This window comes from Pedobacter sp. BG31, from assembly GCF_042464845.1.
In the GTDB taxonomy this organism is placed as follows: Bacteria; Bacteroidota; Bacteroidia; order Sphingobacteriales; family Sphingobacteriaceae; genus Pedobacter; species Pedobacter suwonensis.
This window is the reverse complement of record NZ_JBHNZK010000008.1, coordinates 78,103-91,380: the sequence shown is the minus strand read 5'-3', so window position 1 is coordinate 91,380 and position 13,278 is coordinate 78,103. Positions and strand designations below refer to the sequence as shown.

Annotated in this window: 6 protein-coding genes; all 6 read right to left on the bottom strand. The window is 42.9% G+C overall.

Annotated elements, in window-relative coordinates; genetic code table 11:
• Window positions 1-294: 294 nt before the first annotated feature.
• From ACFE6N_RS11850 to ACFE6N_RS11825, 6 genes are read right to left on the bottom strand one after another with little or no spacing between them, the layout of a single operon-like run.
• On the bottom strand, window positions 295-1,977 hold the full coding sequence (locus ACFE6N_RS11850) for an endo-1,4-beta-xylanase (RefSeq protein WP_378936657.1): 1,683 nt from the start codon (window positions 1,975-1,977) through the stop codon (window positions 295-297).
• Between the two features lie 13 nt (window positions 1,978-1,990).
• Window positions 1,991-2,959, bottom strand: coding sequence for a DUF5627 domain-containing protein (locus tag ACFE6N_RS11845; RefSeq protein ID WP_378936655.1), 969 nt, complete (start codon window positions 2,957-2,959; stop codon window positions 1,991-1,993).
• A gap of 32 nt (window positions 2,960-2,991) precedes the next feature.
• Window positions 2,992-4,752 (bottom strand): RagB/SusD family nutrient uptake outer membrane protein, encoded by a 1,761-nt coding sequence (locus ACFE6N_RS11840; RefSeq protein WP_293744528.1) that lies wholly within the window; start codon window positions 4,750-4,752, stop codon window positions 2,992-2,994.
• 18 nt (window positions 4,753-4,770) lie between these two features.
• Window positions 4,771-7,647, bottom strand: a complete 2,877-nt coding sequence (locus ACFE6N_RS11835) for a SusC/RagA family TonB-linked outer membrane protein (RefSeq protein WP_378936653.1) — start codon at window positions 7,645-7,647, stop codon at window positions 4,771-4,773.
• Window positions 7,648-7,674: 27 nt separating this feature from the next.
• Window positions 7,675-9,558 (bottom strand): RagB/SusD family nutrient uptake outer membrane protein, encoded by a 1,884-nt coding sequence (locus tag ACFE6N_RS11830; protein ID WP_378936651.1) that lies wholly within the window; start codon window positions 9,556-9,558, stop codon window positions 7,675-7,677.
• Window positions 9,559-9,568: 10 nt separating this feature from the next.
• Window positions 9,569-12,742, bottom strand: a complete 3,174-nt coding sequence (locus ACFE6N_RS11825) for a SusC/RagA family TonB-linked outer membrane protein (RefSeq protein ID WP_378936649.1) — start codon at window positions 12,740-12,742, stop codon at window positions 9,569-9,571.
• Window positions 12,743-13,278: the final 536 nt, after the last annotated feature.

The window sequence follows — 13,278 nt, the reverse complement described above, 5'->3', positions numbered from 1 at the left end:
ATTGAAGGAGCTGAATCATATAAAAATATGCTTAAATAAGTCTTTTTTCATACTATTGAAAAAAAGTGTTCGTCCTCTCGACCGAAGCAACGCGGAGCGGAGAGATCTTTTGAACCCTGTTAACAAGGTTTAGTTTCGCTGAGTAAGATTCCCGCATGCGCGAGAATGACGATTTAACTTTTGGGTGATATATCTCAAAAGATATCGTCATTCCCAAAAAGCTGGGAATGACGATTCTTCGGGGAGAGCTATATTATTAATGCTTTTATATAAAAACTATGAATGGCAAAAAGCTTATTTGCCTTTAAGGGCTTCGGCAACACCTACGTAAGCAGGTTTACGCACAAAACCTCCTGTCCACAATCCAATTGGCTCATCAGGTCTCCAAAATGAACTGGCCGGGCTATCTAACGGACTCCAGATGGTAATGCCATAACGTTGGGCAGGCGGAATAATCTCAAAATACTTATCAATCACATATTTATACATATCTGCCTGTGCTTTGTATTCTTCTTGTGTCACAGCAGCTGTCTTTTTATTCGAAACGCCAAGGTCGAGTTCCGATATCTTGATCAATTTGCCCGTAGCCGCCAGCAGTTTGAACATTTCAACGATTTTCGTTTTATCATTTTCGGTACCCATGTGCATTTGTGTTCCAATACCATCCACTTTGGCACCTTTGCTTTCAATATATTTTACATACTCAATCAATCCCCTGCATTTATCAAGACTGCTTTCCAATCCATAATCATTTATAAAATGAATATCAGTTGCATTACCATATTGGCGTGCAAGTTTAAAGGCAGTCACAGCATAATCTTTGCCCAAATAATCCTGCCAATAAAATTCATCAGCAGCTATATTCGTTTTACCCACACCTGTCTTCAACAGTGATGGGTCCGGCCAGTCAGACATTGGCTCATTAACCACATCCCATGCTTTTACGCTGGCTTTACTAACGGCAAGCATTCCGGCGATCCATTTATCAAGTGCAGCTGTTAAAATAGCTTTTTTCTCATCGGCTGTTTTTTCAATGATCTTATCGCCCCCATTTGGATTTACCCTGTTAATGGAGATTTTATCCATAGAAATTTTGCCGGCATAGGCACCGAAGCTAAAAACCAAACGTGTTCTGTCACCGGCGGTAATGGTTTTTTCCAATTGTACAAGTTTCCAATCGGTTGAAATATTAAAAGAGCCAAAATCATCTGCTCCATAACTTTTGGTTTCCTGTGCCGCTACTGAGGCTGCTCCGGCAACACTACCTTTAACATAAAAGCTGAGTTTATAGGTTGAGGCGTTTTGAAATGGAGTAGTGAAATCCATCGCCGTCTGTGCCTCCCAGGAATTAACAACCTTAGGATTAGACATATTGAGTGCATAGCCCGTGCCGCCATAGCCATCACCCTTTGCCGAAACCTCCCTAACAGAACTATTTCCCCAGCCAAACCAGCCTGAAATATTTCCCGATTCAAAGTCACCATTGCTAATCAGGTTGTCCTCAAGTGCCGGTCCGCTGGTTCCTTTAATAACTGTAGGTGCAATTAAACTATTAAGGTACTTGGCATTTTGATTGGCATGCCAGCAAAGCGTATGCCCATACACTTCCATATTTGAATTTTTAGCATTTTCCAGTAATTTCTTCACATTATCAAAATCCATACTGCCATCATCTTTCACAATGGCGCCGTGTTTCATTTCATAACCGATTACAATCTGGTTGAAATTGCTGTTCGCCAGGCGATACAACACCCCTTTGTTATTGTATTCGGTAAGTGATGTGGCTACCCCCAGTTTAAAATTCGGATTGGCAGACCAGTTGAAATAAGATTTTAATGCATTATAAGCATCAATCTGCTCCTGTGCGGCTATTGATGTAGGTTTTTCAACAGAAAAATCAAGTGCTTCATGCTTTTTGCATGATACCGATAAAACCGGAATACCGATGATTAAGGCAATTTTATAAATATTTTTCATCTTGATTAACATTTTATTTTTTAACCGGATTAAAGGTTTCCATGGTTACGCCGCGGTTACGCATCACGAGTGTATCAGTAGTGGCTACAGACATGTCCGTAAGGTCAATGTTGTAATTCAGATAAAGGGCATCCCGATCGGTATTTCCCCAGCTGTTCTTTTCTCCCCGCTTGATAAATTTACCATTTCCGCTGGCTGTAAACGTGTTATCGGCAGCAGATACTGTACAGTTGCCTGAATCATCGAAAGTAAGCAGCAATTTGCAGGTGATATTCCTGTTGTCTTTATCTTTAAATACGGCATTAAACGTATTAGACTTTAAGGAAGTAGTTACCACCTGATTTACCTCATCACTTTCAACAAATGTCATGTGTCTGCTAACGGTTTTATTTAAACTGGTATTGCCGTTTTTACCGGTAATTACATCTTTACCTCGGCGTAGGTAATAGCCATGCCAAGGGTTGATGTATTTAATGGCATATAAGGTATAGTTCTTGGCTTCCAAAATCTTATCAGCATTTTGCACTGAAGTCATCCGAAGCGGAATAACGTACGTATTTTTCAGCGCAAGCGGGTCGGCAAAAAATGCATCGGTAAGCTGTACCTGCACCCCACCGGTAATTTTACCTTTAGGTATGGTGATAGAACCACCCTGAATACTGTAGTAGTTTGCAGGCATGGCCACCACGTTTCCGGCGCCGCCAAAGGTAAGGTTGCTGGCCAAAGAATTATCTACGGCCACACCAATACTTACCTCATTTTTAACTTCATACACGCCACCTGTGGTTGCCATGATTTCGCAACGGTGCTGGTTGTCAAGAGAAGTATCATATAAATCTTCACCAAGGGTAATGGTACGAACAGGGCTCTGGTAGGCAAAATATACAGTTTGGGTCCCATAATCAGGAAATTCCCACTCCTGATTTTTGCATGCTCCTAAAAACACGACCATTGCCAGCAAAAATTGGATTTTCTTTTTCATTTTCTTTAAATTTTAATCCTGGTATTGATGAACTACCAGCCTGCGTTCTGGATAAGGTTATTATACTTTAAAATTTCGCTATACGGTACCGGTCCATAAATCATGTAAGGCTGATACACGCGGTTTTCTACATTAATCGGGGTAAATGTTGTTCCGGTAATGCTTGCTCCCTGGGCCACCTCATTCAGGCTGGCATTCCACCTACGCAGATCCCAGAAACGGAAGCCTTCAAAACACAGTTCCAGGCGGCGTTCGTTGCGGATCAGTTCTCTCATTTTAACCTGATCTGATTTGATCGATTCGAGGTAAGCATCGTTATTATTGGTACCTACACCTGCTCTCCTGCGGATAGCCTTAATTACATCGTAAGCTGAATAAGCATTGGTGCCGCCATTTAAAGGACCCCAGGCTTCATTCGCAGCCTCAGCATAAGAAAGGTAAATTTCTGTATACCGGATTCGTGGGTTATAATGTTTCTGATTGGTGGTTGATGAAGGGTTCAGGTTCACATCCTGTCTGAGGAGTTTTCGCATGTAATATCCGGTACGGGTAGAAGTTTCTACTTTATTCAAAGCATCATTCGTAGGCCCGTTAAGCGTTGTATTAATAGCGCTACCAGCAGTTCCTGCTGTACCACCGTTCACCAGGATGTACAATTTCAACCTTGGATCGCGGTTATCGTAAGGACTGGATGCCGAAAAACCGCTATTGGCGTCTGCTATCGGATAGCCGTTGGCCATTGGGAATGCATTCACCAGATTTTGTGTCGGATTGATCCGGCCGCTGCCAAAAAGTGTTGGGGGAAAGTTATTTCTTTCCAGGTCATTGCTATTGCCCACATCACTCCGCCATAAAATTTCAGAAGGGTTTACACCCGATGCCAATCCATCAATACCGGCATCTTTATCATACCATTTAATGTCGTTCGCAGTCAGGTTTACCAATCCACCCCTTAAATTGATTACAGCGGCAGCATCATTTGCTGCTTTTTCCCATTTGGCAAGTGTTGAAGGATTAAATGCCGGACTTGCAGCCAGCAATGAGGCTTTAGCACGGATGGCTTTTGCTATACGTGCTGTTACACGTCCCCTGAAATAATAGCCAAAAACCCGGTTATAGTTATCTTTTCCTACTCCCGAATATTTAGCAGGCACCTGCGCATCACTGGCGATATCCTCAAAATCAGTAGGCAGCAGTTGCTCAGCCATATCCAGATCGCGATAAATTTGCTCCATAGTCGCATCAAATGTGGCTCTGGGTTTATTGAAATCGGCATCCTGGCCTTCTGGTTGCAATACAACAGGAACACCAAGTAATTGCCCGTTATTTCCTTTACCAGCATGCGCCTGCAGAAGGTAGTAATTAAACATGGCACGGAGTGCATAACCCTCTCCTTTCATACGATCGTTAAACATGCGGTTAATATTGGGTTCAACGGCCCATTTCACCTGGTCTGTTACCGAAAAAAACAGGTTAAGGTATTGTATAGCAGCACGCGAATTGGTCCACTGGGAAAGTGGATTGTTTATCGCCGTCCATTGCCCGGTAGCAATTTTCAGGTAAGCATTATTGCGGTCATTGCTTACGGCATCATCAGTCGCTACATCATTAAACGACCAGCTATTGGTGGGTATGCGGGCATAACCATTCAGCAGTAAACCCTGTGCATAGGTTGCATTGTTGTAAGTGCTTTCCAGATCGAGATTGTTCTCGATTTCAGGTTTTAACATATCCTTGCAGCCAACAGAGAAAAGCAGTACTGCCAAACCGATCAGAAGTTGTATTTTTTTCATATCTATTTGTTATCAGGGTTAAAACAAAGCCTTTACACCGAGGTTATAAAACCGGGTTTGAGGTGAAGTATTGACATTGAGTTCCAGTATATCACGTTCCGGAGAAATGGTAAGCAGGTTCATACCACTGGCATAAATACCTAGTTCCCTTACGAATCCGTTACGGAACAGGTTGGCCGGAAACTGGTAAGATAATTGCACTTTCGACAAATCAAAACGGTTCGTACTGTACAGCCAGAAGTCTGAAGAGCGGAAATTATTATCGCTGTTTGCTGTGGTTAACCGTGGATAGGTCGCTGTAGCTTGCGTTTCAGGAGTCCAGCGGTCTCTAACTACTACGGAATATTTATCCTCGCCGTCTACCCAGAAATAACTACTGTTTTTCATGGCTTTGGCGCCATAACGGCCGGTACCCAATACAAACAGAGTTAAATTTTTCCATTTCGCAGTCAGGTTAACACCCAAAGTCATTGGTGCTCCCATCCATCCACCTTTACCCAGGTAAACTTCATCCCTTGTATCAATAATACCATCACCATTCTGGTCTTTGTACTTTAAATCTCCGGGTTTAACCTGGCCAAAAGACTGGGCAGGCGAAGCAGCGATATCAGCAGTACTGGTAAAAAAGCCCATACTTTGCAGCCCCCAAAGCGCGTCAAGTGGTTTTCCTGTACGGTTCAGGTAATCAAACTGGTAAGATTCAGCACGTTTGGTGGCTTTGGTATCGTAATAGGTACCGGTTACCCCCAGAGTCCAATCTATCTCACCGGTTCTTTTATTCATCCTGATGCCAAAATCGAATCCTCTGCGCTGATCGTTATCGTAGTTTACAAACGGGATATCAGAATATACCGGAAATCCGGTAGTCAGGTAGGAAGGATAAAGTACACCTGGCTGTACTACATTGCCGCGCATTTGACTGAAAAATGCAGAAGCCGTAAAGTTGATCAGGTTTTTGTAGAACGATCCTTCCAGACCGATATTAATCTCTCTTCTCTGCGGAAACTTTAAATTAGGGTTATCTCCTCTTCGACGGTCGAAAGTATGTACCAATCCGCCATCACGCCAGCTGTACCAGGCCGCATCGTTATAAGTAAAGTAGCCCTGGTAAAGGTTATAGTTGTTGATGTCGAGATCGGTATTCAGGATTCCTGCAGAAGCCGTAACCTTCAACTGATCAACGATTTCAGAGTTTTTAAGAAACGCTTCTTCACTAAGACGCCATCCTAAAGATAGTGTTGGCGAGAATGCGCCACGGTTAGCTATTGGTAATTTTGCTGAATACACATATGCACCGCTGAAATCGGCATAGTAGCGATGATCATAGTTGTAACCCAACTGCAAACCCAGATTGGCGTTGTTGGTAGCATGATAAACCGAAGATTCGCTGATGTTAAAACCATAACCCAACAATGATCCGGTAACATTATGCTTTTGTTTAAAAGTACGTGCATAATTAAACTGACCTGAAAAAGAGATGGTTTGGCGATAAGCACTTCCGCTCACGTTCTGCACGCCCGATCTGGCATCGATACCATACTTTGTTAAACTCGAAATCTGGTCAATGCCTGCATAATTGTTCCATGTTGCTTCGTAAACCGAATAGGTATTATTATACGATTGATTAAAAGCACTTGAATAATCAACAGCTAGCATGGTTTTAAAGCTCAGTCCCTGCATCAGGCTGTTAAGGTCAAAATTTATCCCGGTATTAAACTGGAACTGGCGGGATACGTTACGGTTGTAACCTCCTGCATAAATACTGGCAAAAGTATTCGTCTGGTCCAGCTGGCTTCCGCCCAACAGATAGCTGCCATTGATGATATTATTGCTGTTATTGGCCTGTGCCAGCGAAGCCACATCACCAGGCTCGATCATACTGATGGGAATGAGCGGCGCAAAACGATACGGACGAACCGTAGCTGCGCTGCCCCAATAATCGGTATTTACACCTTTTCCGGTATAGAAACTGGCCGTAGCATCCACATTTAAGGAAATGATCTTATTCAGTTTTACATCAATATTTCCACGTACATTAAAGCGGTTGGCACCACTGTTTTTTACGGCTTCACCAAAATTCAGCAGCGAACCAATCGACCAGTAACCGAGGTTGGTGTAATAACGTGTGCGGTTGTTTCCGCCTGAAATTTCTGCGGTAAGGTCGTTTCGTCCATAGCTGTTTCTCAGATAATCTGAAGAATAGTAATCTACGTTCGGGTAGCGGTAAGGATTTGCCCCGGAGGCATAGTTGTATATGGTCTGCTGGGTATAAAGGTCTGGCAATCCGTCATTGCGGCGCGCTTCATTATACAAGGTCATATATTCTGCAGAACCCAGAAACTGTGGATAGCTTTTAGGAACATTTAAACCTGTATTGGCCCTTACATTTACTTTTTGTTCATAATTACCTCCTCTTTTGGTGGTAATGTACAGTACGCCTTTAGCTGCACGGCTACCATACAATGCTACCGCATTAACACCTTTAAGTACGGTAACCTGGTCAATTTCCGTCGGCATAATGTTGTTGATGTCTCTTGGAATTCCGTCTACCAATACGAGGTAGCCACCCATTCCCCAAATGTTACCGTTAAAACCCGGCAAAAGGGCATCAAGGCCTTCAAGGCTGGAGGTAGTATAGTTTTTTTCCAGCATTTGAGATAGATTTATGGCCGAAACATCACCTAAAAGGTCGCGTTTAGCCACTTTTCTGAATGCAACCTGTACAGAATCTACCTGAGGCATTACAAATATGGTATCTTGTGGCTGGCGTTCTTCGTTTTTATTAACGGATTTATTATTTTTTCTGGCCTGCCTGTTGGTTTGCGCTGATCCTGCTGCCGGCAGTAAAAGGGCAACGGCAAGGCATAAGGCTGATATTATCTTGATCTGTTTCATTTCATTCGTTTGAATTAGTTTACGCCCTTACCAGCCTGGATTTTGTTTAAATTCCATATACATGTTCACATCGGCATTTTTGAGTGGCAGCCAATAATGTTTCTGACTAAACTTCCGCTCCAGAATAACCACTTCTTTCAGGTTAACAACCCGGTTAGCTGTAGGGTCGGTAGTGCTGAAAGTTCCGCTACGATCAAACTCAACCGATGTTTTCAACGTGTATGGTTTTTCAATCAATAGCAACCAGCGGCGCAGATCGTTAAAGCGGTGGCCCTCAAATGATAATTCTACGGCACGTTCTCTTCGTACTTCACCCAAAAATCCATCTACCGAAGTCAGGAACTTAGCTGCCACATTAGCTACTCCGGCCCTGGTACGGATCATGTTGATGGCATCAACCGCTGTTTTGGAAAAACCAGGATCTTTACCTGTAGGCGAATTGTAGCCCATCAGCGCAGCCTCAGCATACATCAGGTAGATATCGGCCAAACGCATATAAGGAACATAAATGTGAAGGCTATTGCCATACGAATAACCATTATCATATTTGTTAGCCGTAATCGGAATGAATTTGCGCAAAACATAACCGGTTCTGCTTCCTGTACTTACATCGCGGTAACTTCCGCTGGTGTATAAATTGGCATACCTGTTTTTCTCATCACTGGCGCCCATCGCACCTTGTACAAATTTTACACCGTCATAAACGATATCATTATAAAACCTTGGATCTCTACCTTTCCATGGATATTCAGGATTGTAACCCGATTCACTGTCGGCCTTGGTAATATCCTGGATCGGCAAGCCGTTGGCCATACCGTAATAATCTACATAATTAGCCGTAGGCGTAAACTTAAGGTCGCCTTCTGAAATCACTACCGGTGTATATTGCTTACTGGTTCCCCAGTTGGAATTATTGGCACTAAAAAACGGACCACGGAATATGGCTTCGGTGCTTCCGGGTAAATCCCAGTTTTGCCCGCTGGTGTAAAAATTACGATAATAGTTTTTGAATTCTACCAGGGCATATTGCGTAGTACCACTTTCGGTAAGGGTAAGCAGTTCGGCAAATGCAGCTGCTGCTTTTTTACAGTAGTCGGCATCGTAGGTCTTGCTACCGGTGGATTCGAAATTCATCAGCGGACTTCCTGCCCACAGGTAATTTTTACCCAGGTAACCCAAAGCCATGATTTTATTGATGCGCAATGCGTTTTTTCCCAGGCTACGTTTACCCGCTGTGGTATTGTCCCAGTTCACCGGTAAAATATCTGCAGCAGCCCTAAAATCTGCAGCAGCTTTGTCGGCACACGCTTTATAGCTTAGGCGTGGAAGAGTGAGTTTTGAATCGGTAGGCAAAACGGTATCTATATAAGGTAAGCCACCAAAATATTCCATCAGCCTGTGGTGAAACCAGCCGCGGAAAAACAGCAGCTGCCCCTTGATCAGGTTTCTTTCCTCATCCGTAGCATCTGTCATCTTATCCATATTGGCCAGGCCCATGTTCACTTTACTGATCCCATACCAGGCCGCTTTCCAAAGGTCCTTGTTAAAACGATCGTTATTAGTGCTAAAATTATTGTGGTTCATCCAACCCGAGCCCCAGCCATCAAATTCAGCTTGCCAGCCCCAGAAATTTCCATCGTCTATTTTATGGATAAAATGAAAGTTTCCGGCGGTTGAAGTAATCTCATCCTCTCCCCAATTCCAGGAGTTGGTCCAGTAGTTTGTGCTAAAATTTACAATACAGTTGTAGAGTTCTTCGGTATAGCCCTGGAAATTAACAAAATTCTTAAAAGCCTCTTTTTCCGAAATCACGGTTTCATCGGCTTTATCCAGGTATTTTTCACACGAAGAAAGGGATACTGTCGACCAGATAATGGTACAACATACTAAAGTTTTGATATATTTTTTCATGATTGTAGCATTAAAAAGTAATGTTAGCCCCAATGTTAAATCGCTTTACAGTTGGATAAGCACCTTGTGATGCCCAACCTGTTCCGGCAAAATTGGACTCCCGGTCATCAGGCATTTTGGTCCATACATACAGGTTATTTCCGTTTACATATACCCGCAGCGATTCCATGCCGATACGTTTGATGAAACTTTTACTTTTTTCAAAAGTGTAAGCCAATTCTGCATTTTTTAACCTGATGTATGATCCGTCGTACATGTAGCGGTTACCGGAAGTATAACCACTGGCCGTAGATAGCCACCGTGGTAGCGGTACATCGGCATTTGGGTTATCTTTGCTCCAGTAAGATCCCTCATTATATACCAAATGATTCTGGCCGGCTAAACTGCTAAATACCACCTGGCGGGTAACATTGTTTACGCCATAGAGCTGAACAAACAGACTGAAACCTTTCCAATCTACGCCAAATGTAGCGTTGTAGGTGTTTTGAGGGTTTGATGGAAAACCATAAGGAATATTATCTTTTGAATCGATAATACCATCGCCGTTATAATCGATGATATAATAATTCCCCGGTAACTTTTGCCCGTCGTTATTGTCGTGGATAGTGCTGCCATAAAGTTCATCCCAGGTATTGTAATTTCCGGCACTCACGTAAGAATAACTCTGGCTGATTTGTTTATTGGCCCTTTTCTGATATTCGGGTAACAATTGGGCATCATCAGCTTCGATCACTTTATCTTTTGCATGGGTATAGTTCAGGTTGGCCCAAAGTCTCCAGTTCTGTCCCAATCTTTTGTTGAAGGCCAGTTCCAGCTCATAACCCTTGTTTTCTACAATACCGAGGTTGGCCACCGGTGCATCAACACCGAAATAAGAAGGTATGGCGCGGTTAGCCCCGAGAATCAGGATGTCGGTACGGCGGTCGCGGAAAAAGTCAGCCTTTCCGGTAACCATACCTTTAAAGAAACTATAATCAATACCAAAATTGGTTTTCTTTACCTTTTCCCAATGTACATCAGGATTGCCAAGCGCTGATATTTTATACCAGGTGTACGGACTTAATTCAGAACCCTCGCCGGTTACGCCAAGTCTGGTCTGACCGCCGTACGCCCACTGTGTAAGATAAAGCCAGCGACCGCTTACATTATCATCACCAATGGCTCCGTACGAAGCACGCAATTTAAGCATATCAATGAACTTCAGCGGTTTCATAAATTTTTCCTCACTTAACATCCAGCCCAATCCTCCTGATGAAAAGAATGCGAAACGATTTTTCGTACTGAATTTTTCAGAACCATTGTACGCACCATTATATTCGATCATGTATTTATTGGCATAATTGTAGGTGGTACGGAAAACCCAGTCTTCACGGTAGTTTGGAATCTCACTTCCTGTTGCTACTTCATTCCGGTTGAAAAGTCCCATAGCTGTAATGTTGTGGTTGGTACCCAGTTTTACAGCATAATTGAGTTGGCCCTGGTAGAACAACCTGCGTTGGGTAGACCAATCCTGCACGGTACCTCCGCTTGTGGTCCAGTTGATCCCATTCTGAAAATCGAAGCGGTTGGTTCCGTCAAATGCCTGCTCATAAGTAGTTAATCCGGTTTTTGGATCGATCCATTTGCTTTGAATACCATTGTACAAATCATTAATCCCCCTGTTTCCTTCTATAAAAGAATTATCCAGCGCAATGGTACCTTTGAAGTTTAAGCCCTTTACCAGCGATCCCAGGTCCTGGTCAAGTGTAAAATCGGTTGTAATCCTGCTCGTGGTGGTATAGCCTACCCCACTAACGGCCAGGTTCCGGGCAGAGTTTAAACCTTTTTGCACATTTGGTGCATAATAACCCCATGTACCATCCGAATATTGCGGCATAAATACATCAGGAGCAGTAGAATAAGCAGAAATCCAGTAAGAATAATCACTGTTGGAATTGCCCCATGGGCTTTTCTTCACCCCTCTGGAACCTGATAAGTTCACTTTAAAAAGGGTGGATTTACTCAGTTGAAAATCGAGGTTACTTCTCACATTTAACCTGTTAAATCCGTAACCTGGCTCGTAACCACGATCGTTTTTAAAAGTGCGGAACAAATCGCCTTCATACAGGTAATCAGCATTGGCAAAATATTTCACTTTAGCGGTTCCGCCCGAAATGTTTAGGTTAACATTGTTGGACAGGGCATAATCTTTAAACAATACCTCGTCCCAGTTTACATTCGGATAGCGTTCTGATTCTGCTAAATTTGCAGGATAACGGTATTTATTAATCGTAGCCTGCGGCAGATAATCTGCCCAGCTTTCAGGCTTAAGGGAAAGTTCATTTTCTATGGCCTGGTTTTTTATGGTCAGGGCATCATAAGAATCATATTTCCCTGGTAAACGTGATGGAGATTTAATTACATTATTGATGGTACCCCTGATTGATGCCTGTCCTTCGCGGCCACGTTTGGTGGTAATCAGGATTACGCCATTGGCTCCCCTTACCCCAAATACTGCTGTTGCAGAAGCATCTTTTAACACGGATATGGTTTCTACAGAACCGATATCCACACTATTCATTGTCCGTTCAATACCATCTACCAGGATTAACGGACCGGTATTGTTCCATGTACTACGACCGCGGATCAATATTTGAGGATCTTCCTCGCCGGGCATCCCTGTACTGGCAGTAGTGATCACCCCCGGCACATTACCGGTTAATGCAGCACCTATGCTCGATACCCCACCGGCACGTTCCAGTACCTTACCCGTAGTTTGTGCAATGGCGGCTACCACACTGGCTTTTTTCTGTGTACCGTAACCGATTACCACTACATCATTAAGGGCCGATTGATCTTCTGAAAGGACAATTTTGAGGTTGTTTTTCCCTTTTGGAGAAACTTCCTTAGTTACCATACCCACGTAGCCAATTACCAGAATGGACTGATCGCCAGGTACATTAATCACAAACCGGCCATCAGTGTCCGTTTGGGTACGGATATTTGTGCCTTTAACAGTAACTGTGGCACCTATTATTGGCGTTTGCTTATTATCGGAGATGGTTCCGGTTACCTTTGTCTGCTGTGCAAAAGTGATTTTAATCATCAGCATTAAGGTTAGCATGGTTAAACAACATCTTTTAAAGAGTTGTCTTTTCGGGCCCAGGTTATCCCCAGCAAAATGCAATAGTATAATTCTTTTCATTTTTCGAAGTCATTTATTGAGCATGATGGGTAAAATTGATGACGTCTGTTTGATATGGCGTTCCGGAACATTTTATTCCCGATAAGACGTTTCGAAAGGAAGTAGTTTTCCTAAATGGAATTTTAAGTAAATCTCTTAGCATTATTATTTGGTTAGGGTTTTTAAATAGGAAGAAAAGTTGATTTTAATTCTTTCTTCAATAATGATTAGCTTCATGATGTGGTAACGCTTACTCTCCAATTTAACTGATACGGATAGGCACGCTATCTTGAGCATGATTTTATCATTTGGCTATTAATTGTGTAATCAGTTAAGCGCATACCGAAGCCTTAAAAAAGTTACTATGTTGGTGGTTTCATCCAATTGCGTTTTAGCATACCTATTTTTGTAATCAGCATTTCCGGTCTGGGTAATCTAACTTTCGTTTGTATCTTGTGTGTAAATGCCATCTGACATCTACCTCTCATCGCCGGTAATTTTTAACCAAAGCAATAGTGCATTTAGCTTTGATGAATTTCAGGTCGACCTGTTATGGC